Raw genomic sequence first — 26,484 nt, forward strand, 5'->3', positions numbered from 1 at the left:
TTGCCGTCTGCCAGGATAAGGGAGCAATAAAGGAGAATAAATGCCTGAATTACCTGAGGTAGAAACCAGTCGCCGTGGGATTGAGCCTCATCTTCGGGGGGTGACCATTCTGCGTACGGTGATTCGTAATGGCCGCCTGCGCTGGCCGATCAGCGAACAAATTTATCACCTTAATAATCTGCCGATACTCAGTGTGCGTCGGCGGGCTAAATACCTGCTACTGGAGTTACCCACCGGCTGGATTCTGATCCACCTTGGAATGTCAGGCAGCCTGCGCATTCTGACCGAGCCGCTGCCTGCGGAAAAACATGACCATGTTGACCTGATTATGAGTAACGGCAAAATACTGCGTTACACTGATCCTCGTCGTTTTGGTGCCTGGTTGTGGACAACAGAACTGGCAGGACATCCTGCGCTGGCCCATCTTGGGCCGGAGCCTTTGAGTGATGACTTTAACAGCGCCTGTTTACAGCAAAAATGCGCGAAAAAGAGAACCGCGATTAAGCCATTGCTGATGGATAATAAACTGGTGGTTGGCGTGGGAAATATTTACGCCAATGAATCTTTATTTTATGCCGGCATCCATCCTGACAGGCTGGCATCTTCGTTATCAGCCGAAGAGTGTCAGCGTCTGGTTAAGGCGATTAAGACGGTGCTGTTACGTGCGATTGAGCAGGGTGGCACGACGTTAAAGGATTTTTTGCAAAGCGACGGTAAGCCGGGCTATTTTGTCCAGCAATTACAGGTCTATGGCCGTAAAGGTAAACCATGCTACCAGTGCGGTATCCCGATTGTTGCCAGCAAGCATGGCCAACGGACGACATTTTATTGTCGTCAGTGTCAGAAATGAAAACCTGACTGTAACTTTTTCAGCAACGCCTGATGAACATTGTCAGGTAAAAAAGGTGAGACATCCCCCTGGTGACGCGCTACCTCTTTGATCAGCGACGAAGAAATAAATGACCATTGCGGGTCGGGCATCAGAAAAACGCTCTCCAGATCCGGCATCAGATGACCATTCATTTGCGCCAGTTGCTTTTCATATTCGAAATCCATCACCGTCCGTAACCCACGAATCAAAATCGTCGCCTGTTGCGCACGGGCGAAATCCGCCATCAGATCACCAAAGCCGATCACCTCAACATTCGCCAGATGCGACGTCGCTTGTTTTGCCAGGGTGACACGTTCATCAAGGGTGAACATCGGCTGTTTGCCGGGACTGGCCGCAATCGCCAGCAGCACATGGTCAAACAGGCGGCTCGCACGCGTGACGATATCGATATGCCCGTTGGTCACCGGATCAAAAGTACCTGGATAAATCGCTTTTCGACCCATTATTCCTCCCTGACAGAATAGCCGTGGTTCATTGCCCACAGCCCGGTATATTTGTTGAAGGTGTACTGGGCGTTAACCACCGCCAGTAGCCAGCCCTGTTTACCATCGAGGATGCCGCCACGGAGCAACAGTGTTTTGATGAACGCCCCCAGGGTATGGCCGAAGATGCCAGCAAGTGATGTTTTTTTCCCCTGTAAATGGTGTTGCTGTGCCCAGGCGCTGGCATAGGCGAGCTGTTTTTGCTGGAAAATGGCGAAGTCACGGCAGGTCAGATGCAGCAAATCACCGCTTAATGCCTCCACCCTGGCCCCCTCGCTGACCAGTGATTCATGAACCGGGTTGTCGTTATAATGGTAGCGGTCGCGCTGGTACAGGCGCATCACGCGATCAGGATACCAGCCGCTATGGCGCATAAAACGTCCAAGAAAATAGTTACGTCGGGCGATGCTATAGATAACCCCCGCTTGTGGGGCGGACAGTACCCCGAGCAGTGATTGTTTCAGCGCGGGTGTCACTCGTTCATCGGTATCTATCATCAATATCCAGTCACTGGTGGCATATTGCTGGGCCCGCTGGCGCTGAATGCCATAGCCCTGCCAGTCGCTGTCAATATAGACTTTTGCGCCGAAACGACGCGCCACGTCGACCGTCCCATCATCACTGCCAGAATCGAGGACGATCACTTCATCTGCCCAGCTGACCGATGCCAGGCAGTCGGGTAACAGGGCTGCCGCATTTCTGGCAATGATGACGACGGAGAGATGGACGGGCATTAGTGACTCCGTGGAGGCAGGTAAGGTTGCAGTAACTGTAGCAGACGTGATAATGCCCCCTGGTTCTGACGTAGCACGTCTACCGCATGACGGCCATACCACAGACGATACTCTTCATCATTCAATAAGTGGGTTATCTGAGTGACCAGCGAATCCACATTCATGATGGTAATCAGGCCATCATCCCGCTGTAACCGGGCACAAATATCTTTGAAATTAAAAGTATGTGGCCCCATCAGCACCGGAATGGCATGTGCTGCTGGCTCCAGCGGATTATGCCCCCCGCGCGCGATCAGGCTGCCACCGACAAAGGCCAGATCGGCAATACCATACAGCAGCATCAGCTCCCCCATCGTATCGCCGATGACCACCTGAGTAGTGGCTGAAGGGACGTCACCACTGCTGCGTAATGTAAAACTCATACCCGCTTTTTTTACCATGATCCGCACATCAGCGAAGCGTTCAGGGTGGCGAGGCACCAGAATTAATAACAGATCCGGGAAGGTCTCCAGCAGTTTTTTATGCGCCTGCAGAATAATCAGTTCTTCCCCTTCATGGGTACTGGCAGCAATCCATACTTTACGATGGGGTGCCCACTGGCGACGCAGGGTAACGGCACGCGCCGCCAGCGCCGGGGTGACAGAAATATCAAACTTGAGGCTGCCGGTGACCGCCAGTTGCTGGCGCGGCAGTCCTAAGGCAATAAAACGATTGCCGTCTTCCTCATTTTGTGCCGCAATCAAGGGGATTCGACTGAGCAGGCGATGCACAAATTTCCCCACTCTGGCATAGCCTTTCGCAGAACGCGCCGACAGACGCGCATTGGCGATAACCAGGGGAATATTACGCTGATGAAGCGCCCTGATCATATTGGGCCATAGCTCGGTTTCCATTACGATCACCAGTTTTGGCTGAACAGCATTAAGAAAGCGGTTCATCGCACAAGGTAAATCATAGGGCAGATAGACGTGATGAACATCGTTACCGAAAGCGGACATCGCGCGCTCTGATCCGGTTGGCGTCATGGTGGTCACGGTGATCGGCAGAGAGGGATAACGATGACGTAATGCCCGTACTAGCGGAATAGCCGCCAGCGTTTCGCCGACGGAAACTGAGTGCAATAAAATGCCATGCGGAGCTACTTTGTGGTGGCAGAAACCATAACGTTCACTCAGACGTTGACGATAGGCAGCTGTTTTCCGGCTGCGCCACAGGAGCCGCAACCAGATAACCGGCTGAATAAGATAGAGCAGGACGGTGTAAAGGAGTTCCAAGCGATTTATCCGTTTTATGTTAGCGCAGGAAATTCTAAGCATTTAGCGCACTGAAAGCTATGTTTTCAGGCAATATCAATCACCATTAGCGCAGAAAGTGAGGTGAAGCCTCTGGCTTAACGCCGGGCTGTTTGACATCGCCGCCCGCTGTCTGTTTTATTGCATCGGTGGCTGTTTTAATCTTTTTTTCAGCCGAAAATAGCGACGAGCCAGTCGCCAGCGCAACCGCAGATCATGAGCATTTTTCCAGATAAGTCGCCAGCTTCCACGTGCGAAAAACTCATTGATGAGCGCTTGTTGCTTCACGCGATCATTAATCCCGTCGATAGTATGAATAATGCCTAACCCCTCTTTGGCGATTTGCCAGCGGCAGGCTTTAATGTGACAGGTTTTATCGGCGTAACGCTGGTTAATGGCCTCCAGCATTTCAAGGATTTTCATATAGTGGTGCGCAGAACGAATCAGTGTGTCGTCAGTATTGGGCTGATGTGACACCGATTGTGAGTGAATGTAGTAATCGTAAAACAATTCACTGGTGTACTGTACCCGCTCTGCGGCCAGTAATACTTCGGTGGTCCACGGAATATCCTGGTGGCGCAGCCCGGGTTCAAATTGAAAATGATGTTGGGTAATAAAGTCGTGACGATAGAGATTGAGCCAGGTCACATGGAGGAATTTGCGTGAATCCAGTGCCTGTTTCAGCCAGAGATGGCCAGGCAAAATAGCTGAGGAAGGAAGTCGGTCTGAGGGGAAAATGGGTCGGATCGTGTCCTGATTTTCGTAAACATAGCGCCCATTGCAGGTCGCAATATCGAGATGGCCTTTTTCAGCCATCTCCAGCAGGGTATGGTACATTCCCGGGTAAAATTTATCGTCGATATCTGGAAAGGCGAGATATTTCCCGCGAGCCGCAGCCAGCCCGCTGTTACGTGCCACCGAGACCCCCTGGTTTTCCTGTTGCAGAACGACAATATCAGGCAACCGTGACTGCCATTGCTCAATCACAGCCATACTGCCATCGGTGGAGCCATCATTCACAAGGATCAGTTCGTAACTTTCCAGCTGTTGTTGCTGAATACAGTCGAAAAAGCTGGCAAGAAATTTTTCGCCGTTATAAACAGCAGCCACAATACTTAATAAAGGTCTCTGGCGCATAGTTATACATCCCTGGTGATATCAGTCGCGACATAGCTGACGATATTGCTGACAGATAACATCGACATTAAATTTTTCCAGTACCGACTGCTGGATAGTGGGTGGTTTATAGTAAATGTTTTGCATCACCTGAGCCAGTGCTGTACTACTGAGATCAGCAAGACCCTGGGCTAATTCTCCGCTCAGTATTTCCGTCACGCCACCGGGACAGCGGGTACTGGCGACCGGTGTATTCAGTAACAGCGCTTCGACGACGACGTTGCCAAAGCCTTCACTATCGGAACTCAGTACCAGCATCCGCGCATGTTTAATCCACGGAAACGGATTGGACTGGAACCCTTTAAATAATACACGATCCGCCACCTGATACTGTTGTGCCAGCTGGCGCAGAGAGTGTTCCTGCTCTGGCTTCCCTTGTCCCAGCAACACCAGTGGCGCGTTAATACCGCTTTCGGCATAGGCGGCAATCAGGCGATCATGGCGTTTAGCCGGATGAAAGCGACCAACGTGGATCAGGTAATCCCCGCTGGGATAATCGGCCTGGGCGTCCGCATGGTCACGCAGTGTGGCAATATCGAACGGGTTGTAAATCGTTTTGAGCTGCGCAGGCTGAACCGCGAAGTGGCTGCGCAGATCCTGGCCCACCGCATCAGAAACAGTCACGATATTGCGTTGCTGATAGACGCGCTTAATCTTCTGTTTTTTCAGCCAGTGCTGAATACCGTGGCGCTGGCCGAGATAGGACGCAGAGAAAACACCATGCAGGCAAAACCAGAGGTTATGATGGCGAAGAGCGCGGCTGCGGGCGACGATACGATCGGTTTTGTGCAAATGAGAGAGCACCAGATCAAACGAGCCCTGTTGTTCGGCCTGGCGGATCGCCCGATCAAGCTGGCGGGCACGCCGAGAAAGCTCTGTCAGCTTGCGCCATGGCTGACGGCAGTGATCACTGATAACCTGATAATCCAGCCCTTCAGGCAGCGGATATTCACATATATCACGCAGCGAAAACAGCGATACCTGATCGCCCTGGCGTAGAAAATTCGCCGCCAGCGTCAGCACGACTTTTTCCGCCCCGCCGCCAGGTAAGCCATCGATGATAAACAGTATCCGCATGATTATTTTACCAAATTCTGATAGAGAGCGAGCAACTGTGCCGATAAGTGCGCATCGGTACAGGTCATAATCCGTGCTCTGGCATGACGCCCCTCAGCGGAATCTAACGCCCGGCGGGGAAGCGCACTCACCGCCTGTTGTAGCGCCGGGATATCCAGCGCATCACAGACAAAGCCATTATGTCCCTCGACGATAAATTCCGCACCACCACAGCCGGTGGTAGTGATCACTGGCAGGCCACAGGCCATAGCTTCCAGAATAACATTGGGAAAGGGATCGTAGAGGGTGGGCAGCAGTAAGCCATCTGCCATCTGATAAAACGGTAATGTTTCTGATTGCATCCCAAAGAAGCGAACCCGCTGCCCACAGTTCAGGGAGTGCGCTAACTGTTGATAACGACGCTGATCTTTATCTTTCCCCACCACCAGCAGATAACAGTCGGTGGGGGCGATAGCGCGGATCGCCGCAGCCAGCCCTTTGCGCTCAAAGCCGGAGCCAACATAAATCAGGCAGGTGGCCTGGCGAGGAAGTTGCCATTGCTGCCGTAATGCAGCCAAAGTTTCTTCATCCGGCGGCTGAAAATGCTGGTGGTCGACAGCATTGTAGATCACATGAATTTTATCTGCTGGCAGGGCGAAATCGGCGATGATCTCCTGCTTAATCATCTCTGCATTGCAGATAACCCCCCGCAGATGCGCATCCTGATACATCTCGCGTTCAGCCTGCATCACATAGCGGTGATAGCGATCGGCAAATAACAGGCATCTTTTCCAGCCAGGCAGGATTCGCGCACGTTGTTGTAGCCAGCGACGATGGACGCCATCACCGGCGCGATAGAGATCACAACCGGCAATGCGTTCATGGCTTTGTACGAGGTCGAAATGCTGACGTTGCCATAACTGGCGCGCCGCATCAGCAAATCCGCGTTCGCGGCTGATTCGTCCCCATTTTCGGGGGTTACAGCGGTGGATATGCCAGTCAGGTTTGATAGGCCCCTGCCACTGGCGGGTGATGACATTGAGCTCAAGGTTGCTGCTATCAAGGGCTTCCAGGGCGCGGGAGACGAAACGCTCTGCACCACCATCGGGACGATATTTCTGACGCACCAGCGCCAGTCTGAACTTGCTCATGCCAGTACCTTTTTGGCCGCTGTGACAACCGCTTCCAGCGGGATCAGGTCGAGATAGCGATGTGTCGTTTGGGTATCGATATCGTCAGGATCAGGAATGGTGCCAAAATCGCCGGCCCAGATAACTTCTCCTTTTGCCTGCCACGGACGCCAGAAAGTCAGTTTTGACGGCCCATACAGCGCAACCAGTGGCGTGCCAAGCGCGGCCGCCATATGTACCGGGACGGAATCGACACCAATAAACAGACAGGCATGGTCGATGATCGCTGCAAGCTGACGCAGGGTCAGCTTACCGGCCAGCGAATAGACGTCAGCCGCCGGACTGCCAGCGAGGATCTCCGCCACCATTTTTTGTTCCCTTGCATCCGGGCCGCAGGTTATCACAATTGTGTATCCGGCGGCCGATAGCTGATTAATCAGCGCACTCATGCGATCCTCGCGCCAGCATTTAAAAAACCAGCGCGAGGTAGGCTGAATAACAATATAGCGACTGATGCCAACCGGTAATAACGCCTGGCTGCTGGCCCAGTCCTGTTCACTGTAGCTCATTCGTGCCGGGATATCACCGGCAGTCAGCCCCAGCGGGACCAGGATCGATAAGTTTTGTTGCGCGGTATGCAACTGGCGATGCTGTTGCGTTGAGGCCAGTGCAGTGTAGCAGTATCGCCATGCGGGCTGACGACGTTTCGGGAAGTCAAAACCGATCCGTATCGCTGCCCCGGTCAGCCGGGTGATAATCGCGCTGTGCCACTGATCGGCCAGGTTAAGTACCATATCGTAATGCTGCTGACGTAATGTGCGTATCAGCCGCCACTCCATGCGCAGGAGATGGCCGATCCCCTGCTGTTTCCAGCGACGATCGATGGCATAGATCTGATGGATGTCCGGGTTAGCCGAGAGCACATCCCGGGTTTCTTCGTAAAGTAAAACGTCGACATGGGCGGCGGGGTAATACTGCTTAAGTGCGCGAATAAGCGGCGTGATCAACAGGGTGTCGCCATGATGGCGTAGCTTGATAATCAGGATCCGCGCTGGGTTGATAGCGCCGGGTGAACATATTTCAGGCGTCATACTCTGTTCTTCATCTCATATCAGGGCTTCGATTCTAGGGGATAAGACCCATTGAGAGAAGCGTTGTATTGCTCTACCATAATCCGATACTTATGGATTAAGGATGTTTCTGTGCATAATCCGGCATTTCTCATCACTATTGATACTGAGGGTGATAACCTCTGGCAAAAACATGACAGCATCACGACTGAGAATGCGCGCTATTTACCGCGTTTTCAGCAACTTTGTGAAAAGTATGGGTTCAAACCGGTCTATTTGACCAATTATGAAATGGCCATCGACCCCGCTTATCGTGAGTTTGCCCGTGATGTGATCGCCCGTGGTGTGGCAGAAATCGGTATGCATCTTCACGCCTGGAACAGTCCACCGATCGCCCCGTTAACGGCGGATGACTGGCGGTATAAGCCCTATCTGATTGAGTATCGTGACGCAGTGATGCGTGAAAAAGTCGCTCATATGACCCATCTGCTGGAAGACACTTTTCAGACTAAAATAGTCAGTCACCGTGCCGGGCGTTGGGCATTCGATGAACGTTACGCGCGACTGCTGATGGAGTATGGCTATCAGGTTGATTGTTCAGTGACGCCACGGGTTAACTGGCAGATGGCAAAGGGCGATCCCGAAGGGAATGGCGGAACGGATTACCGAAAATTTCCACAACATGCCTATTTTATTGACGAGAACGATATCAGCCTCGAAGGTCACTCGCGATTACTGGAAGTCCCGATGAGTATTCAGTATAAGCACCCTGGCTGGCTGAATAGCCTGAAACAGGGTTATGATCGTCTGCGTGGTAAAGTCCGCTCTCCTTCGGTTCACTGGTTACGGCCGATGGGAGGAAATGTAGCGGCAATGAAGCGCGTGGTTGAGCAAACGCTGGCGCAGGGTAATGATTACGTTGAATATATGCTGCACTCCTCTGAGTATATGCCGGGGGGTAGCCCGACATTTCACAACGCGCAGGATATTGAACGGCTTTATGCTGATCTGACAGAATTTTTTACCTGGCTGGCCCCCCAGGTACAGGGGATGACACTGGCGGAGTATTATCATCTTAAGAACCTATCCCAGTAGGCTCTAAGAGTCTGGTCACATAAAAAACCATCATGGCTGGAGGCGCGATGATCGCTTGATGTACTATTACTCCCGGCATCTTGCGGGCTGTCAGTATGATAAAAATCATATCAGTATCAGGCTGTTAAGTTGCTGATACCGATGAACATTAATACTCAGTGCCTCGCCTTGTCAGGCGCTGAATCAAAGGGTGAAGACGGAAAGTTGGCGCTGGCGGCCAGGGTGATGACAAAGGCAGTGCGATTATCAATGTCACTACCCTGCAAGCCTCGCGAACCGGTAAGTATTCATAACAGGTATTATGAAGATAGCAACAGTATTACGTTCTGGTGGCGACTATAACGCCCGTCATGTGCAATGGTTATACCAGCAACTCCCCGCCGATCTTGAAAAGGTTTGTTTTACCGATTTATCTATTCCAGGCATTAATACGATTAAGCTCACCGAAGATCTCCCCGGCTGGTGGTCAAAAATTGAAATATTTAACCCGGAAGCGGTGACGGATGATATCTTTTATATTGATCTGGATATTGTGATTACGGGTGATATCAGTCAGATTCTGAATAATCAAAAATTAACCATGCTGAGTGATTTTTTCTTTCCAGCAAAAACGAAAAATTCTGCGATCATGCGTATTCCGCATGAGGAAAAATATAAAGTCTGGGAGATATTTAAGCGTTATCCTGAACTCTTTATGTCGCGCTATAAAGAGGGGGGGGACCAGGAGTTTATTAGTAAAATATATCCCCATGCTGCTGTCTGGCAAGAGATTTTGCCGGGTCAGATTGTGAGCTATAAAAAGCATGTGATTCATAAAAAGAAGCATGAACATGCTACCGGCAATGGCCATATACCGACAGATGCCAGAATTGTCTGTTTTCATGGTAAACCACGCCCGTGGGAGTGTGGCGAAAAATGGGTGCCATCTCTCGAGAGTTTTTGATTGTATATGACGAAAGTAAAATACTCTACAATAATATTACTGGCAATAATAGCAGCCTGTACTTTTGCTTTATCAGAGAAAATCATTAGCAGAAATATGTTTTACCTGTCATCTGTGATGACCCTAATCTATGCGATCGCTAACAGAAAGTCGCTGTCCTTTAAATCAGAAGAGATAATTCTCGCGTTAACCTTTTTTTTACTGGGCGCGTCACAATTAATCTGGTCATACCGATTCCCTGCCGATCCTGAACAGGTCTATATGGCCGATATCGGTTATCCGCGTTCTGGCACTTATCTGATTATCGGCGCATTAGTGATGTTATTTCTCCCGCCACTTCTGAGAAAAATACCGGTACAGCATAAAGTGATCATCGGTTATGCGATGGTGATCGGTTTTTTATTTTTGACATTGTACGCACTGCACTATCATTTTTTTATATCAGCCGGTCGCCTGAGAATAAAAAATTCAGCGACATTAAGTGCTTATCTTTACACAATGTACTCATTGCTGACGCTATACACCCTATTCTGTCTGAAGATAAAATATCGTCGCTATATTATCGGCGGAGTCATTCTGGCTTCTTTATGGATCATCATTTTGACGGAAACACGTTCGGCACTACTGCTCTATCCTGCGATTCTGTGTTGTTGCCTGTTAAGTCACTATCGGCGATTAAAAAAAGAAGTATTAGGTATCTGTTTCATTTCACTGCTGGCGGGGATCGTGATTATCAGATCGACATTCCCCGCGCTGGAGGGGAGACTGACAGAAACCGTGAGCGAAATCGCCGATTATCAGCATGATAACAATACTTCGCTTGGCTCAAGGCTGAGTATGTGGCATACCGGGATAGAGGAAATTATCATGCATCCCGGCGGAGTTAGCACACAGCAGCGAGTCGATATTATATCGCAACTGATGCATGAGAAAGAAAAAGGGAACCCGGAAGGATTACGTAATATTGTCTATCATTTACATAATGATTTGATCGATACTATATCATTACAGGGGGTGGTCGGCGGAATAGTGTTACTGACTCTCTATATTGCGATGATTATCTATATACAGCGAAAGGCGGTGGTAAAAGCGGCAACAGCATTGATCGCCGCGCCTGTCATTTTATTTGGCTTATCAGATACACTTTTTATCCATGATAGATTTATTATTATGTTTATAAGTATATTAGCTATCTTTACTGCGCTTTCATCCGCAGCAAAGCAACCGCATTAAGCGCCTGAGATCATGAAATAGCCATCAGGCTATTTCATGCAGTGCCTGAACTAATGACAATTTACGAAAAGTCTGTTGCGGAATAGCGCTATTGACAGAGAGATTGGTTACCGTAATAGCATGTGCCTTAAAATAATCACTGGCTAATTCCAGTGCGGGAAAGACAAGATTATCGACTTTATCAGCCAGGTAGGAAGGGAGCTTATTTTCGTTACTTTCATAAAATCGTGGTTTTTCAAAATTATTCATATCTAAACCAGCGATAAGAATATTATCAAAGCCGAGGTAAGTGATGATTTGTAGCGCCCAGTAAGCCACCGTTCCGGCGTCAAAGATACCTTGCCGGATATCGGTTGAAAAGCAAATTTCATTGTGCTGCTGATGCATCTGAACGTTCTCTGCGTGGCTAAATGTGGTGGCAATCCCGGAACACACAATTTTAGGCTGATAAATTTTGTAGCAAATATCTTCAATTAACGCCAGCTGACAGCGGATATTATCGCTGCCGATTCGGTCAATGATTCTGGCAATACCATGAGCGGTAGTAAAAAACAGAATATGGGGATTGTTGACCACCTCGCTGATGACCTCAAATTTGCGGTCGAAAAACTCCATATCGACGACAAGATAGAGAGAAAAGTTCACTTTGTCTTTGAGGAAATAAGCACCATTCACTCCCATCACGGCAAAAGATGACGGCAGAACAGAAAAATCGGTGGCTTTAATCGAGGGGCCGGTGGCGGTCAGTAATACTGGCCCGGAGTAGCTATTTTTTAACTCACTGAGATTATAAAGCGGGATCGATTGGCCTTTATAACGTAATGCGCAAATTTCTCCCGTCGATGCGCGGTGGATTTTCAGCCACGGCCACAGATTTTCATTGTGGCGGAAGGCGCGTGGGCGGGTATAACGATAAATTTGTTTAAACAACGATCCCATTAAATCAGCCCCTGAGCGTGCAATAACGCGGCTACCCGGGAAGCAGAAATATCATCGATACGATGACTGTTTTCCGGGCGTACAGCAAATTGATTTTTTCCGTAACCGCCAATCAGACCGGGATCAGTCGGGCCATACAGTGTCAAATTAGGTTTATCCAGCGCGGCAGCGAGATGGCTTAGCCCGGTATCGACAGAAACGATCCCTTGCGCTTGCGCCAGAACAGCGGCGATTTTTTCAAGATCCATCCGTGGCAGCACATCGACAAAATCGTAACCTGCCGCCAGCCGTCTGGCCCGGGCCTCTTCATGCGGTGCACCCCAGGGGAGTTTAATCCGCAAATCGCGCTTCGCCAGCAAAGCGATCAGTTCCCGCCAGTGGCTTTCCGGCCAGTGTTTTTCATCACGTGTCGTGGCATGGAGAAAAACCAGGTACGGCACATCAGAGGATGCGTTGTCAGCATGAATAAAGTGTCGTGCAATCGCGTAGTCACCCGCTGTTTGCGGGCGGCGATAAGCCAGACTTTTTGCGAACAGTTCACGGGTTCGTTCGACCGCATGTTGTGACCTGGCAATAGCATGGCGATGCTGATAAAACAGGCTGGCCAGCGGTTCACGGGCACTGGACCAGTCCATGCCATGTTTTACCCCATGTGCCAGTCGGGTGACCAGAGCGGCGCTTTTAAGCAATCCCTGAGCGTCGATCACCCGATCATAATGCCGCGCCTGGACCGCCTGACGGAAAGCGTGTCGTTCCTTTCTGACGGCGGCCGAAAACCAGGCTTTACGCCAGCGGCGAATGGCGACCGGGATAACCTGGTCAACGCTTTCATGCCAGCCAGGTATCTGGGCAAACCCCTCTTCGACCACCCAGTCAAAACGAATGCCGGGGATGATCTGCATGGCATCGGTCAGCGCAGGGAGGGTGTGCAGGACATCCCCCATCGATGAGGTTTTTACGATTAATACCCGCATCGGTTACCTTTCCTCACCGGGTGCTTTTTCCTGCAACAGCGTATGCAGATCCGCCATAACACGTTGTGGTGTAATAGCGATAAGTCCCGGATGATAGCCTTCTGCTGTTTTGCCTTTTCGTACTTTATGATAGCCACTGATTAAGCGAATAATCTTCGCCTGATGCGAGAGAGGAGGCGTAAAGTCCGGACTACTGGGGCCATACAGTGCGATCAGCGGACGGTTGAGTGCAGCGGCAATGTGCATCAGACCGGAATCATTGCTGACAACCGCCAGGCAGGTGGCAATCAGAGCCACCGCCTGCTCAAGTTGTGTTTTCCCCGCCAGATTACGGCACCACGGCTGCTGCGCGGTATCGAGCGCGGTCAAGATACTATCACACGCTGAATCGTCCTTCGCAGAGCCGAACAGGATAATCTGAAAGCCCTCATTGATTAGCTGTTTTGCCAGATCAGCATAGTGATAGTGTGGCCAGCGTTTGGCCGGGCCAAATTCGGCACCGGGACAGAAGCCGATAACAGGACGGTCAGGTGAGATATTAAAATCGTGACGGAGCTGAGCTTTTTCCACTTCCTGTACCTGCAATTGTGGCCATAGTAAAGGCTGTGGCAGATCCTGTGCGCTGTGCATCATGTCCTTATCATAAGCGAGAGCAACATAGCGTTCGACCATCAGCGGCCAGGCGGCTTTATTCAGTACGCGAATATCGCTGAGTAAGCCGTAGCGCATTTCGCCACGCCAGCCGATACGCTGTGGGATCCGGGCAAAAAACGGCACCAGTGCTGATTTGAACGAATTTGGCAGCACATAAGCACGATCATAGCCGCTGTCGCGCAGGTTAAGCCCCAGTCTGCGCCGTTCGCCGAGTGCGAGCATGCCATGACCCAGCGGCATCGGGATCGCTGCGTTAACTTCTGGCATCCGTGATAATAACGGGCGGCACCATGCCGGTGCCATCACGTCGATGATCGCCTGGGGATAACGTACCTTAAGGGTACGATAGAGGCTTTGCGACATCATCATATCGCCCACCCAGGAAGGGCCTGTCACCAGAATTTTCATGCTAAATTTTTACACGTTACGGTTGAGCCAGGTCATATATTCTGTTACCCCTTCGGCAACCGTTTTGAACGGCTGATCATAGCCTGCGGCACGCAGGTTGGTCAGATCGGCCTGGGTAAATGTCTGGTAGCGTCCTTTCAGTTTATCCGGGAACGGAATATATTCGATCTGGCCTTTCTGATGCCACGCCAGCGTGGCATCGGCCACGGCCTGGAAAGACTCTGCACGACCGGTACCGAGGTTGAAAATCCCGGAAATCCCCTGTTCAAGAAACCACAAATTGACCGCCGCCACATCGCCGACATAAACGAAATCGCGTTTAAAATCATCACTACCGGCAAAAAGTTGTGGGTTTTCGCCCCTATTCAGCTGGTTATTCAGATGGAAGGCGACGCTCGCCATGCTGCCTTTATGCCCTTCACGCGGCCCGTAAACGTTGAAGTAACGAAAGCCAACCACCTGTGAATCCGCTTCAGGCAGAATGCGGCGCACATATTGATCAAACAGAAATTTGGAGTAACCGTAAACATTGAGAGGCTGTTCATATTCACGCGACTCGATAAAGTCGCTGCTGCGACCGCCATAGGTGGCGGCAGAAGATGCATACAAAAAAGGAATTTGACGATCGAGACAGTAGTGCAGAAGTTCTTTAGAGTACTGATAATTATTATCCATCATGTACTTACCATCCCACTCGGTGGTGGATGAGCAGGCTCCCTCGTGAAAGATGGCTTCGATGTCACCCAATTCTTCACCGGCCATGATCTGGATGAGAAAGTCTTCTTTATCCATGTAGTCAGTGATGTTCAGATCCACCAGGTTAACGAATTTGGTGCCATCTTTCAGATTATCCACCACCAGAATATCGGTTATTCCCTTATCGTTAAGAGCCTTAACGATATTGCTGCCGATAAACCCTGCGCCGCCGGTAACGATGATCATAACAGTAACCTTTGAAGTATGAAGTCCGGAGATAATCCGGACAGGAATGCGGTTATCATAACATTACATCGGCAAGGCTTCAGCTATCCCGCTGCAAAGGCATCCAGGTCTGATTGCTGTTATGGCTGTCGGAAACCAGTTAACCTGACAGCGGGGGGTAATTTCGCTAATTTTGATCAAACAATATCGTTTGATACTGTATATCTTGCAGCCAGCGGGTATACTGGCCGCTTCCTTTAAATCCACACGTATCCAGCACAAAATCATATGCAAAAGTTTGATACCAGGACCTTCCAGGGTCTGATCCTGACCTTACAGGATTACTGGGCTCGCCAGGGCTGTACCCTCGTCCAACCGCTGGACATGGAAGTCGGCGCCGGCACCTCTCACCCGATGACCTGCCTGCGGGCATTAGGGCCGGAGCCGATGGCCACCGCCTATGTCCAACCCTCCCGTCGTCCAACCGATGGTCGCTATGGGAAAAACCCTAATCGTTTACAACACTACTACCAGTTTCAGGTAGTGATTAAGCCATCGCCGGATAATATCCAGGATTTATATCTGGGATCGCTGAAAGCACTGGGTCTCGATCCGGCGATTCATGATATCCGTTTTGTGGAAGATAACTGGGAAAACCCGACCCTCGGTGCCTGGGGGCTGGGCTGGGAAGTCTGGCTCAACGGGATGGAAGTGACGCAGTTCACTTACTTTCAACAGGTCGGTGGCCTTGAGTGTCGACCAGTTACCGGTGAAATCACTTATGGCCTTGAGCGCCTGGCGATGTACATTCAGGGGGTCGATAGCGTGTATGACCTGGTCTGGAGTGATGGCCCGCTGGGTAAAACCACCTATGGCGATGTCTTCCATCAGAACGAAGTTGAGCAATCGACCTACAACTTTGAATATGCGGACGTTGATTTTCTGTTCTCCTGTTTTGCACAGTATGAGAAAGAAGCACAGCAATTGCTGGCGCTGGAGACACCGCTGCCACTCCCCGCTTATGAGCGTATTCTGAAAGCAGCCCACAGTTTCAATTTACTGGATGCGCGTAAGGCGATTTCCGTCACTGAGCGCCAGCGTTATATCCTGCGTATCCGCACGCTGACGAAAGCGGTAGCGGAAGCGTACTATGCTTCCCGTGAAGCCCTCGGCTTCCCGATGTGCAATAAAAATAAATAAGAGGCCGTCATGTCTGATAAAACTTTCCTGGTGGAGATCGGTACTGAAGAGCTGCCACCTAAAGCACTGCGCAGCCTGGCGGAATCTTTTGCTGCAAATTTTACCACTGAACTGGATAACGCCGGACTTTCCCACGGCAAGGTAGAATGGTTTGCCGCGCCGCGTCGGCTGGCGTTAAAAGTGGCCGATGTCGCGCCAGCACAAGCCGATCGGCAGATTGAAAAACGCGGCCCGGCGATAGCCCAGGCTTTTGATAGCGCAGGCAAAGCGAGCAAAGCCGCAGAAGGCTGGGCGCGTGGCTGCGGGATAAGCGTTGATCAGGCTGAACGTCTGACCACCGATAAAGGGGAGTGGTTACTGTATCGTGCTCAGATAAAAGGGGAAAGTGCCCGCACACTGTTGCCGCAAATGGTCGCTGTCTCGCTGGCGAAACTGCCGATCCCGAAATTAATGCGCTGGGGGGATTCTGATGTTCAGTTTGTTCGCCCGGTTCATACGGTGGTTTTGCTGTTAGGTGAGGAGCTGATCCCGGCTACGATCCTCGGTGTCGATGCTGATCGCGTAATTCGTGGTCACCGCTTTATGGGGGAGGCCACGTTCACGATTGATCACGCTGATCAGTACCCGCAAATCCTGCTGGAACGCGGTAAGGTCATCGCCGATTACCAGGCTCGTAAAGCCAGAATCAAAGCCGATGCCGAAGCCGCCGCGCGTCAAATAGGTGGCCAGGCTGATCTCAGTGAAAGCCTGCTGGAAGAGGTGACGTCGCTGGTCGAATGGCCAGTGGTACTGACGGCGGAATTTGAAGAAAAATTCCTCGCGGTGCCTGCGGAAGCACTGGTCTACACCATGAAGGGCGATCAGAAGTATTTTCCGGTTTACGCGCAGAACGGTGATTTATTACCGCGCTTTATCTTTGTCGCCAATATCGAATCGCAGGACCCCCGGCAGATCATCGCCGGTAACGAAAAAGTGGTGCGTCCGCGTCTGGCGGATGCCGAGTTTTTCTTCAATACCGATCGCAAAAAACGGCTGGAAGACGCTTTACCGCGCCTGCAAACCGTCTTGTTTCAGCAACAGTTAGGGACGCTGCGGGATAAAACGGATCGCATTCAGGCCCTGGCGGGCTGGATTGCTGAACAGACAGGGGCAGACGTTAACCATGCGACCCGCGCTGGCCTGCTGGCTAAATGTGACCTGATGACCAATATGGTATTCGAGTTCACCGAGACCCAGGGCGTGATGGGGATGCATTACGCGCGTTATGATGGTGAAGCAGAAGATGTCGCTGTCGCGCTAAAAGAACAGTATCAGCCGCGTTTTGCCGGTGATGCTTTGCCATCAAATCCCGTGGCCTGTGCGCTAGCCATCGCGGATAAAATGGATACCCTGGCGGGCATCTTTGGTATCGGGCAGCACCCCAAAGGAGATAAAGACCCGTTTGCATTGCGTCGTGCCGCACTGGGGGTATTGCGCATTATCGTTGAGAAAAACCTCAAACTGGATCTGCAAACACTGACCGAAGAAGCGGTACGGCTGTATGGCGACAAGCTGACCAATGATAACGTTGTGGATGATGTTATCGATTTCATGTTAGGTCGTTTCCGTGCATGGTATCAGGATCAGGGTTACACGGTGGACACCATTCAGGCCGTACTGGCACGCCGCCCCACCCGGCCTGCTGATTTCGATGCCAGAATCAAGGCAGTATCGCATTTCCGCACCCTGGCCGAAGCATCGGCGCTGGCGGCGGCAAATAAGCGTGTTTCTAATATTCTGGCAAAATCGAGCGAACCCCTGAATGACAGTGTTCAGGCATCGATGCTGAAAGAGGCGGCGGAAATAAAACTGGCCGCGAATCTGCTGGTACTGCGCGATCAATTACAGCCTGACTTTGCCGGGGGACGTTATCAGGATGCGCTGATTGCCCTGGCGGCGCTGCGTGAACCGGTGGATGCGTTTTTTGACCAGGTTATGGTTAACGCCGAACAACCGGAATTGCGGATCAACCGACTGACACTGTTAGCCAACCTGCGTGCGCTGTTTTTGCAGGTAGCGGATATTTCGCTGCTACAGTAAGCGACATAACGGCTTCTGTGAAGGGAGTCGTTTTCAGCAGCAAAAAAATCCCTGCCACAAGGCAGGGATTTAAATTCGCGGCTTAGATAAGCTTACAGGCTGGTAACGTTGCCAGCAGCTGGGCCTTTAGCGCCATTTTCGATGGTGAAAGAAACTTTCTGACCTTCATCCAGAGATTTGTAGCCATCGTTAACGATCGCAGAGAAATGAACGAAGACATCTTTAGAACCATCATCAGGGGTGATGAAACCGAAGCCTTTGTCAGCGTTAAACCATTTTACGATACCAGTCATTTTACCGGACATAGTGAAATACCTTTAAATAATAAATGAACCTTTCGGCAATGGGTCTGGCTACAGATTGGAAGCTATAAAGGGGAAGTTCACTACCGGGGTATCTGGGATAACCGCTCAAGGACTACACTGTACTCTATAATCATGCTTTGTGGTCTGTATATCAAACCTGCGTGCATTAACTCATTTTTATCGAATGATAGCAAATATTTTTTTCACCAGGCTAATGATCTTGTCCTCAATACTATGGAAGATCATCAGGAAAGAGTATCCTGTAAGCCCGGCGTGGACTCTTTTTGTCCATGTCGGGTATCTCTATCTCTGTGTGCGCTTTTTTTTAACTTAAAGGAGTATAAAAATGGCGACAGGAAAATCCTGCTCTCGCTGGTTTGCCGCCGTTGCGGCTGTATTAATGATGGTTAGTCTGAGCGGGTGTTTTGATCAGGAAGGAGATCAGCGTAAGGCGTTTATCGACTTTCTGCAAAATACAGCAATGCGTAGCGGTGAGCGTTTACCGACATTGACCGCTGATCAGAAAAAGCAGTTCGGTCAGTTTGCGTCTGACTATGCGATCATTTACGGTTATTCACAACATGTTAATCAGGCGATGGAAGCGGGTTTTCGTCCGATTGTTGACAGTGTTAACGCTATCCGTACACCACAGGATTATGTGACTCAACGTGAACCTTTACGCCAGGCAAATGGGGCGCTCAACGTACTGAACCAGCAGTTAGAAAAGGCGAAAATTCAGGCTGACAGTGCCCATAATGCGTTAAAGCAGAGCGATGATCTCAAACCGGTCTTTGACATGGTTTATAACAAAGTGGTGACCACCCCAGCGAATGCCTTGCAACCTTTGATTCCCGCAGCGCAGGCGCTCACTCAGCAGCTCGTCCAGGTGGGTGATTTTATCGCTCAGCAAGATACGCAGGCCAGCTTCACGGGAAATGGGATCCAGTTTCCAACCTCACAACAGGCCAATCAATATAATGTGTTGATTGCCCCCTTGTCTTCTCAGCACCAGCTATTTAATCAGGTATGGTCTGCGGCGGTTAATGCGACAAACTAACTGTTGCGCAAGCACAGGGAGCGGTCACCCCGCTCCCTGTCATTTCTCGCCTGGTTATCTTATCTGCGAATTCGCTGGCTGAAGGGGGAAGCCGTGATATCGTGGCATTCGAAGTGCGCCGTTTAATCGTTCTGAGCAGCTTGAGGCTGGCGGGTATGCTGTGCCAGCCATGCGCTAATCCGCGCCTGTTGTTCTGTACTCAGCCACATCCCCAGTTTCGTCCGCCGCCAGATCGCATCGTCGAGTGTGTGTACCCATTCATGGGCGACCAGATATCTCAGTTCGGCTTCATAGCATTGATGACCGAAATCCTCCCCCAGATCCACTATTGTGTTTACCGAATCGAGGATCTTCTCGCTGCGGCTGCCATAAGTACAGGCATAACGGCGGGCCATGGATTCATTAAGAAAAGGGTATCGCCGACGGAGTTTGGCCGCGTAATCGTCGCGGTCACCCTCAATATCGCCCCCTGGCAGGATGGCATTTTTCGTCCAGGCCGGGCCAATATCCTGATAATAGGGGGTGAGTTTATCCAGCGCATGTTCGGCCAGCTTGCGATATGTTGTCAGCTTGCCACCAAATACCGACAATAGCGGGGCCTGGCCATTTTCATCCTCAATATCCAGGGTGTAATCACGGGTGATAGCTTGTGGTGAATCCGATTCATCATCGCACAGCGGGCGAACACCCGAGTAGGTCCAGACGATATCATCACGCGACAACGGTTTTTTGAAATGCGTGTTGTAGACGTCCAGCAGGTAGTCAATCTCCTGATCATCAATCACGACTTTTTGCGGATCGCCCTGGTACTCGACATCGGTGGTGCCAATAATCGAGAACGCCTCCATCCACGGGATGACAAACACAATACGTTTATCTTCATTTTGCAGAATATAGGCCTGCTTTTGGGTATGCGCGCGTGGTACGACAATGTGACTGCCTTTAATCAGGCGAATACCGTAGGGCGATGGCAAATGTAATCCCTTGTCAAAAAACGCTTTTACCCACGGGCCGGTGGCGTTAGCCAGTCCCCGTGCCTGCCAGCTGAATTTCTCACCACTATCGATGTCTTCTGCCTCGACGATCCACAAACCGTTTTGACGTCTCGCCCCCGTGACCCGGGTTCGGGTACGCACTTCCCCTCCTTTGCGTACCACCATTTGCGCATTGGCGACCACCAGCCGTGCGTCATCAACCCAGCAATCGGAATATTCGAAACCGCGCATAACCTCTTGTTTGAGTACCGATTCTGAGCTAAATCGCACACCTCTTGAGGCGGGCAAACGGGTACGTTTACCCAGATGATCGTATAAGAACAGCCCAATACGAATCATCCATGCAGGGCGCAGATGCGGACGATGAGGCAGACGAAAACGCAGGGGAACAATGATGTGAGGTGCCATTTTTAATAACACCTCACGTTCCGCCAGTGCTTCACTGACGAGGCGAAATTCGTAGTGCTCAAGATAACGAAGTCCGCCATGAATAAGTTTAGAGCTGGCACTGGAGGTGGCACAAGCGAGATCACGCGCTTCCAGCAGCAGCACCGACAGCCCACGTCCGGCCGCATCCGCTGCGATACCTGCACCATTGATTCCGCCACCGATCACAATTAAATCTCGGGTCTCCATATTCGCCACCTCTGATATTTTCGTTTTATGTTGTAAATGCTCGATATCGCTCAATATAGCAAATAAACGTACAGCTGATAATATGAAAAAATCATCATCAGATGATGTAAAGTGCGGTCTGCTGCTCGCCGGATCACCAGGCAACCAGTAAAATCATAGCGGAATAGTAGCCGCACATTGGTTTCATTTATATTAAGCGCCTGATGGGCCAGGCACTAAGGACAGATCCTGTGAATCATTTCCTATCTATCGATATCGAAGAGGCGTACCAGTACTGGCATCACGCCAGGGCGGTGCTGGTCGACATTCGTGACCAGCAAAGCTACCGGCGGGGACATGTGCCCGGCGCGTTTCATCTGACTGAAGAGAGCCTGGCAGCGTTTATGGAGGAAAATGACGTTGAAACCGCGGTGATGGTAATGTGCTACCATGGGAATAGTAGCCGGGGTATTGCGCAGTATCTGAGCCAGCAAGGTTATCATCAGACTTACAGCGTCGAAGGGGGCTTCGATGCCTGGTATCGTTATTTCCCGGCAGCCATCAGCGGTGAAGCCGATTAAGCGCCGGTCATGTATTCAACATATTGATCATGTTATATAATCGCTCTTTTTATCAGAGACACCAGATGGCTAAAATTGACGTAGCATGCCCGTTTTGTAAACAAACTGAACCCGTTAAAAAGTATGGCCTGGGTAAGTCCGGATTTCAGCGCTATCGTTGTCAGTCATGCTGTCGTACTTTCCAGACCGATTACGCTTATCGAGCCTGCCACCCCGGCATGAAAGAACAAATTGTTGACCTTGCTATGAATAATGCCGGTATCCGTGATACCGCAAGGACTCTGCATATCAGCATCAATGCCGTTGTCCGCACTTTAAAAAACCCGCGCCACGATGTGTAACCACATTGCCGCTGGATAATCTGCAAATCCAGCTTATCTGTGAAGTGGATGAGATGTGGTCTTTTGCTGGCAGTAAAAAGCAGCAACGCTGGCTGTGGTATGCGTGGGAGCCTCGTCTCAAACGTATTATTGCGCCTACTTTTGGGCGCAGGAGCAAAAAGACACTGCGCAGGTTACTGAGATTATTATCAGGTTTTCATGTCGCCTTCTGGTGTACCGATAACTTCAGCGCATATGACATACTGCCGGATAAAAAACATATCAGGGGTAAGCTTTACACGCAGCGGATTGAACGGGAAAACCTGAATCTGCGTAACCGCTTAAAGCGACAGAATCGTAAGACACTGGGGTACTCAAAATCTTTTGAGATGCATGACAGGATCATCGGTACTTTTATTGAGCGCGAATATTATGTTTGAGACAATATAAACATATTGAATACACCACCATCAATCAGGTCAAAGTTCTCCGGCGCCTGATCCAGCGTCACAAATCCCAGTTCGCCCAGCGCATACTGCGCCACTTTCTGCACACTGGTCGCCGCTAACCAGCCCCCTTCCTGACGTATCTGAAAATAAGCCGCATCACGGTTATCCGGCAGTATCTTTCCCTGCGCATCCGCACCCGGCACTTTCGTCAGGGTCACCACGCCCGATGTCCGGGTTTTCCGGCTACCCGCAACCATTCCCTGCTCGCCCTCTTCATACAGCGGCGCTTCTCTTTACCAGGTCAGGTATACCGGCGTATCCACGCCCACCCCGTCGGGGTTAGTGAGGAACTTTTCCATATCATCCATGCTCAGGCACTCGATATGCACCTGATAACGCGAAAGTTTGCCGTTTTCTTCCGGAAGCTGATAAAAAACCATATGCCCGAGACCGTCTCCAGCACTGACCGGGACAGGTTGCGGCGGTACACACACGGTATTAAATCCCTGTTCACTCCCCGGTGTCGCTGGTGAAACCGGGGTCAGGCTGTCACCGTCTGATACCACCCACACCCGGTCGCCCTTTTTCAGTTTGTCCTTATCGCGACCGAGGGTCACCAGACTGAATGTCCGCGCCTCTTCATTCGGGTTCCCGCCCGGACGGGTAACCTGCTGTGCAGTATTGCCAGGTTCGTAAGAGAGCGGAAAACCTGCCGCCAGTTTGCCCGCTTTGTTATTCTGCAGTACGTCATCACGACTCAGATAGTATGCCCAGTCCGTCCGTGAGGTACAGTTCACCACACCTTCCGGCTGAGCGGTACAGGCAGGTGCGCATTTTGCCCACCATGACGGAACAGGAACAGAATCCATTGCTTTCAGACTTCCCCGGTCTGACACCGTCCAGACTCTGGTTCCCGCCGGGAGTTCCTCTCCTTCTGCATTTCTCACCGCGGCTTTCAGCGTCACTTCGCTAAACTGGCGCTGGTCCCTGCTGCGGCTCACTGTATTGTCACTCAGCGTGACAGGGGTATCCTGTTCCAGTTTTCCCGCCACCCGCTTTGCCTGCACATCATCCGCACTGAGGTAATAACGCTGGACTCCCGCCACTTTTCTGTCTGAACTGCCGCCCGGCTGTTTATAAGCACTGTACGGTGCCAGGTGCATATACAGTGTGTAAAACGTCAGCCCGCTTGCTGTACTCTCTCCCGGCTGGAGATAGTGTTTTATCAGCACAAAGGAGTCTGAAAGCAGCAGTTTTTCATTACGCCAGTCAATCCCGGCACGTTCATAGCTCTCACATATCCGCCAGGCAACAATCTCACCATCCGCCATACAGCGAATAAACTGCTCGCCCTTATAAAGCTCACGGCAGTATTTACGCTCCTCTTCGCTGTCCGTGCTCAGGGCACACCAGGGCACCGTCGCATTGGTGATGTGAATACCCCCGTGCCACATCCCCTGACAGCCCACCAGATACAGGCCTGAGCTTTCCCCGGCGAGTACCGCCAGCAGCTCTTCCGCTGAGGAAAAGGGATGGCCGTTTTTATTCGCGGGGACGGGAAGCTGATTCCGGGTATCCTGGCAGTCATAATGGACTCTCCCTTTTATTCACTGTTCCATCCGCTGGCTGGCACCAGATAGCCTGATGTCTTTATGATGAAATTACCGGCGGAATCGTGTTTAATTTTGACCATCGTATTACGGGTGTGGTAAGTGTCAAGACATCACCCGTGGTTAATTTAAGCGACCTGTTTTTCCCGTTCCGGATTTAATGTCACCGCGCCTTCCGGCTGTCAGTTTCGTGTCCTTCCTGACCTGCTCTCTCTTCAGTTGTTTATTCTCTTTCTGGCTCTGTTTCAGAGCTGCTTTATCTTCCGGTGCGGAAGTCTGTAAAAAAGTCTGCTAAATAACTTCGCAAAATAGTAGATCACTTTGAGGGTACTCAGTCCGGATTTTGCGATCTGATTAATCGCCAGACATCACAAATCACCAGCCGGACTGAGCGATGCCGATCATAGCAGCTATTTCTCCTGAAGAACGACGCCTTATGCGGCTTGAAAAAACAAAATACCCGATAAGTGATGATCAGGTTCGCTACAGATTATTCTGGTTATTACAGCGCCTGAGTGGCTTACGATGAGGAACTGTCTGAGCTAACTCCGGGTAACCAGGCAGCTTACATTAAACAGGGATGACAACTGTCTTGACATTTACCGTACTGGGTTTTTATCTATTTAGTACACTGAATGAAACCTGTGAAATCACGGAGCGCTGGCTGAGAGAATATAACAGCAAACGCTCCCCCAAATTATAGGGTACTAAAATCGGTATATTTACCATAACCGCTGCCATTTTTAGCCTTAGAGCCTATCCCATTAGGCTATTTTACTTGCCATTTTGTCCCTGGGCAGTGCTCGAAATCCTCACGTACTCCGTGTACGCTGCGGTTTCTGCGCGCTGTCCGTGTCCAAACTGGCTGCGCCAATAACGCCTAATGGGATAGGCTCTTATTGTTACTCTGGATCATTCTGTTTGAGTTCCGCATAGCGGGCGATCAGCTGTTTCAGATGCACCTCCAGATGCGCCATTGCCACCGCAGGCAAAGGCTCTCCTTCAGGATGTTGTAATAAGGCCCGCAGTTGCTCTTCAGCCGGTATCGATTGATTAAATGACTGCATCGCGGAAAATACCACGGACTTTAGTTCACTGACCGTTATGTATTTACCTTTCTGCTCATCCAGCCCGTTCAGCCGGTCACTCAGCTTATATAGCGTCGCCATGCCCTGATGCCAGCCATTAAGCTGTTCTGGCGGTAATGCGGTAGCCTTAAATTTTTGCTGCCACTGCTGTATCAGGGGCTTAGCCTGCTCTGGCCACAACGCCTGAGCCTGTGCTGTCAGTTTTCGGCTGTAAGTGATATTCCAGTCAGGCGCCAGTTCATTCAGTCGCTCAAGCTGCTGCTGTGTCTGTACGATCCCGGTTTGTGCTGACGACATCCGCTGACGCAACACATCCAGCTCTGCCGGGGTGAGCGTGGTGGGTAATGGTGCCAGAGAGGCGGCAAGCTGAGTCTGTAACGGATCGGGCCGGTGAAGATAGTGCCAGCCCCACACGGCTACAACGTTTATCACCAGCATGGTACACATGCCAGCGGTAAAGGTTTTCCACTTTTTTACCGGCGCGGGCATCGCTTCGGGGGCTTCTACCTTCGCCTGCTGTTCCGGCTGAGCGACATATACCCACTTCATTTCGCTGTCTGGCGGACGGCTATTCTCCTGCGATCCTCCACTATGGGAGCCGGTGGCACTGGCTGGTAACACGGTGTCCGATTGCGCGACCGATCCGCTGCTGCTGATGTCATCGCTGTTTTCCAGCCGGATAGCGCTATTGTGCATCAGAGTACGTAAGGCATCGAACTGGATGAGATGTTTATGCTCCAGGCGCTGCAGCACCTCTCCCAGACGGGTAAGCAGTTGTTCCGCCTGGTACAGCTGACTGAGATCACTGTAATTCAGCGCCAGCATGCGTATCAGTTGCAGCAGACGCTGACCCAGGCTGCTGAGGATTTCCATCCGGGCATGTACCTGTCGAGGCCACAGGCTCCCCCACTGGTGGCGTATCTGTGCCTCGAGTATCGCCAGTCCTTCATTAAGACCGAATAAACCGGCCAGTTGTGTACGCGCCAGCGTATACCATGCCGCTGTTTGTAGCTCCACGCCGTTCTGCTCAAACAGTGAGAGGCACAGTTTTTCGACATGGTGCCAGTTGACATCCGGACGTGCCGGATGTGTCAGCTTATTCATTTCATCACGCAGAGCGGCATAATCCGGTAACGTTCTCGGATCGCCGCCGGTTTTGATTTGACGTGGGGTAATGTGATTCATC

The 26,484-nt window shown here is 51.0% G+C and carries 26 protein-coding genes; 10 read left to right on the top strand and 16 right to left on the bottom strand.

Annotated features, from left to right (window positions below; all coding sequences use genetic code 11):
* Nucleotides 1–40: 40 nt before the first annotated feature.
* Nucleotides 41–850 carry a bifunctional DNA-formamidopyrimidine glycosylase/DNA-(apurinic or apyrimidinic site) lyase gene (gene mutM, locus PT300_02965; protein MDF7679623.1) on the top strand — a complete coding sequence of 270 codons (810 nt, stop codon included), beginning with the start codon at nt 41–43 and terminating at the stop codon, nt 848–850.
* On the opposite strand, the gene coaD is transcribed toward mutM, so the two are convergent.
* The 7 genes from coaD to rfaQ all read right to left on the bottom strand — a co-directional run bounded on the left by coaD (nt 841) and on the right by rfaQ (nt 7,853).
* On the bottom strand, nt 841–1,335 hold the full coding sequence (gene coaD / locus PT300_02970; GenBank protein ID MDF7679624.1) for a pantetheine-phosphate adenylyltransferase: 495 nt from the start codon (nt 1,333–1,335) through the stop codon (nt 841–843). The two genes, mutM and coaD, sit on opposite strands and share 10 nt — an antisense overlap.
* A complete protein-coding gene (locus tag PT300_02975; GenBank protein ID MDF7679625.1) occupies nt 1,335–2,108 on the bottom strand; it encodes a glycosyltransferase family 2 protein in 774 nt (257 codons plus the stop codon). Before PT300_02975 ends, coaD begins: the two co-directional genes overlap by 1 nt.
* Nucleotides 2,108–3,382, bottom strand: coding sequence for a lipid IV(A) 3-deoxy-D-manno-octulosonic acid transferase (gene waaA / locus PT300_02980; protein MDF7679626.1), 1,275 nt, complete (start codon nt 3,380–3,382; stop codon nt 2,108–2,110). Before waaA ends, PT300_02975 begins: the two co-directional genes overlap by 1 nt.
* 156 nt (nt 3,383–3,538) lie before the next feature.
* The gene (locus PT300_02985) at nt 3,539–4,537 is read right to left on the bottom strand and encodes a glycosyltransferase (protein ID MDF7679627.1); all 999 of its coding nucleotides are present in this window, start codon (nt 4,535–4,537) and stop codon (nt 3,539–3,541) included.
* Between the two features lie 21 nt (nt 4,538–4,558).
* Nucleotides 4,559–5,653 (bottom strand): glycosyltransferase, encoded by a 1,095-nt coding sequence (locus PT300_02990; protein MDF7679628.1) that lies wholly within the window; start codon nt 5,651–5,653, stop codon nt 4,559–4,561.
* Nucleotides 5,654–5,655: 2 nt separating this feature from the next.
* Complete coding sequence (locus PT300_02995) at nt 5,656–6,783, bottom strand: glycosyltransferase family 4 protein (GenBank protein ID MDF7679629.1); 1,128 nt, start codon at nt 6,781–6,783, stop codon at nt 5,656–5,658.
* Entirely contained in the window at nt 6,780–7,853 is a 1,074-nt protein-coding gene (rfaQ, locus tag PT300_03000; protein MDF7679630.1) for a putative lipopolysaccharide heptosyltransferase III, read from the bottom strand. The genes PT300_02995 and rfaQ overlap by 4 nt, the downstream gene beginning before the upstream one ends.
* Before the next feature lie 111 nt (nt 7,854–7,964).
* Here rfaQ and PT300_03005 point away from each other — a divergent pair, with 111 nt between their 5' ends.
* The 3 genes from PT300_03005 to PT300_03015 all read left to right on the top strand — a co-directional run bounded on the left by PT300_03005 (nt 7,965) and on the right by PT300_03015 (nt 11,103).
* A complete protein-coding gene (locus tag PT300_03005) occupies nt 7,965–8,927 on the top strand; it encodes a polysaccharide deacetylase family protein (protein MDF7679631.1) in 963 nt (320 codons plus the stop codon).
* Between the two features lie 301 nt (nt 8,928–9,228).
* Nucleotides 9,229–9,870, top strand: a complete 642-nt coding sequence (locus tag PT300_03010) for a hypothetical protein (GenBank protein ID MDF7679632.1) — start codon at nt 9,229–9,231, stop codon at nt 9,868–9,870.
* 117 nt (nt 9,871–9,987) lie between these two features.
* Nucleotides 9,988–11,103, top strand: coding sequence for an O-antigen ligase family protein (locus PT300_03015; GenBank protein MDF7679633.1), 1,116 nt, complete (start codon nt 9,988–9,990; stop codon nt 11,101–11,103).
* 24 nt (nt 11,104–11,127) lie between these two features.
* Here the strand turns inward: PT300_03015 and PT300_03020 are convergent, their stop codons facing one another.
* Genes PT300_03020 through rfaD form a run of 4 tightly spaced genes read right to left on the bottom strand, consistent with a single transcriptional unit; the run spans nt 11,128 to nt 15,020 of the window.
* Nucleotides 11,128–12,042 (bottom strand): sugar glycosyltransferase, encoded by a 915-nt coding sequence (locus PT300_03020; GenBank protein MDF7679634.1) that lies wholly within the window; start codon nt 12,040–12,042, stop codon nt 11,128–11,130.
* Entirely contained in the window at nt 12,042–13,016 is a 975-nt protein-coding gene (gene rfaC / locus PT300_03025; protein MDF7679635.1) for a lipopolysaccharide heptosyltransferase RfaC, read from the bottom strand. The genes PT300_03020 and rfaC overlap by 1 nt, the downstream gene beginning before the upstream one ends.
* A 3-nt stretch (nt 13,017–13,019) precedes the next feature.
* Entirely contained in the window at nt 13,020–14,078 is a 1,059-nt protein-coding gene (gene rfaF / locus PT300_03030) for an ADP-heptose--LPS heptosyltransferase RfaF (protein ID MDF7679636.1), read from the bottom strand.
* Nucleotides 14,079–14,087: 9 nt separating this feature from the next.
* The gene (gene rfaD / locus PT300_03035; GenBank protein ID MDF7679637.1) at nt 14,088–15,020 is read right to left on the bottom strand and encodes an ADP-glyceromanno-heptose 6-epimerase; all 933 of its coding nucleotides are present in this window, start codon (nt 15,018–15,020) and stop codon (nt 14,088–14,090) included.
* Between the two features lie 267 nt (nt 15,021–15,287).
* On the opposite strand from rfaD, the gene glyQ reads away from it, so the two are divergent.
* Both glyQ and glyS read left to right on the top strand, forming a co-directional pair.
* Complete coding sequence (gene glyQ, locus PT300_03040; GenBank protein MDF7679638.1) at nt 15,288–16,199, top strand: glycine--tRNA ligase subunit alpha; 912 nt, start codon at nt 15,288–15,290, stop codon at nt 16,197–16,199.
* A gap of 9 nt (nt 16,200–16,208) precedes the next feature.
* A complete protein-coding gene (gene glyS, locus PT300_03045; protein MDF7679639.1) occupies nt 16,209–18,278 on the top strand; it encodes a glycine--tRNA ligase subunit beta in 2,070 nt (689 codons plus the stop codon).
* A gap of 92 nt (nt 18,279–18,370) precedes the next feature.
* On the opposite strand, the gene cspA is transcribed toward glyS, so the two are convergent.
* Nucleotides 18,371–18,583, bottom strand: coding sequence for an RNA chaperone/antiterminator CspA (gene cspA, locus PT300_03050; GenBank protein MDF7679640.1), 213 nt, complete (start codon nt 18,581–18,583; stop codon nt 18,371–18,373).
* A gap of 346 nt (nt 18,584–18,929) precedes the next feature.
* Between cspA and PT300_03055 the strand changes: the two genes are divergently transcribed.
* Nucleotides 18,930–19,640, top strand: coding sequence for a DUF3053 domain-containing protein (locus tag PT300_03055; GenBank protein MDF7679641.1), 711 nt, complete (start codon nt 18,930–18,932; stop codon nt 19,638–19,640).
* Nucleotides 19,641–19,762: 122 nt separating this feature from the next.
* Here the strand turns inward: PT300_03055 and glpD are convergent, their stop codons facing one another.
* Nucleotides 19,763–21,271: a glycerol-3-phosphate dehydrogenase gene (gene glpD, locus PT300_03060; GenBank protein MDF7679642.1), complete on the bottom strand. Its 1,509-nt coding sequence runs from the start codon at nt 21,269–21,271 to the stop codon at nt 19,763–19,765.
* Nucleotides 21,272–21,501: 230 nt separating this feature from the next.
* Between glpD and glpE the strand changes: the two genes are divergently transcribed.
* Nucleotides 21,502–21,831: a thiosulfate sulfurtransferase GlpE gene (glpE, locus tag PT300_03065; GenBank protein MDF7679643.1), complete on the top strand. Its 330-nt coding sequence runs from the start codon at nt 21,502–21,504 to the stop codon at nt 21,829–21,831.
* Between the two features lie 65 nt (nt 21,832–21,896).
* Nucleotides 21,897–22,591 (top strand): IS1 family transposase gene (locus PT300_03070; GenBank protein ID MDF7679644.1). Its coding sequence is split into 2 segments (ribosomal slippage): nt 21,897–22,155 and nt 22,155–22,591, totalling 696 coding nucleotides; the frame shifts between segments, so codons are not numbered across the junction.
* Here PT300_03070 and PT300_03075 read toward each other — a convergent pair.
* Both PT300_03075 and PT300_03080 read right to left on the bottom strand, forming a co-directional pair.
* Nucleotides 22,582–22,857: a hypothetical protein gene (locus PT300_03075; protein ID MDF7679645.1), complete on the bottom strand. Its 276-nt coding sequence runs from the start codon at nt 22,855–22,857 to the stop codon at nt 22,582–22,584. The genes PT300_03070 and PT300_03075 overlap by 10 nt on opposite strands.
* Nucleotides 22,858–22,893: 36 nt before the next feature.
* Nucleotides 22,894–24,054, bottom strand: coding sequence for a hypothetical protein (locus PT300_03080; GenBank protein ID MDF7679646.1), 1,161 nt, complete (start codon nt 24,052–24,054; stop codon nt 22,894–22,896).
* Nucleotides 24,055–24,604: 550 nt separating this feature from the next.
* On the opposite strand from PT300_03080, the gene PT300_03085 reads away from it, so the two are divergent.
* Nucleotides 24,605–24,739, top strand: a complete 135-nt coding sequence (locus PT300_03085) for a hypothetical protein (protein MDF7679647.1) — start codon at nt 24,605–24,607, stop codon at nt 24,737–24,739.
* Between the two features lie 373 nt (nt 24,740–25,112).
* On the opposite strand, the gene PT300_03090 is transcribed toward PT300_03085, so the two are convergent.
* Nucleotides 25,113–26,483 (bottom strand): VasL domain-containing protein, encoded by a 1,371-nt coding sequence (locus PT300_03090; GenBank protein ID MDF7679648.1) that lies wholly within the window; start codon nt 26,481–26,483, stop codon nt 25,113–25,115.
* Nucleotide 26,484: the final 1 nt, after the last annotated feature.

It is taken from the genome of Enterobacteriaceae bacterium ESL0689 (genome assembly GCA_029433525.1).
GTDB lineage: Bacteria > Pseudomonadota > Gammaproteobacteria > Enterobacterales > Enterobacteriaceae > JAQTIF01.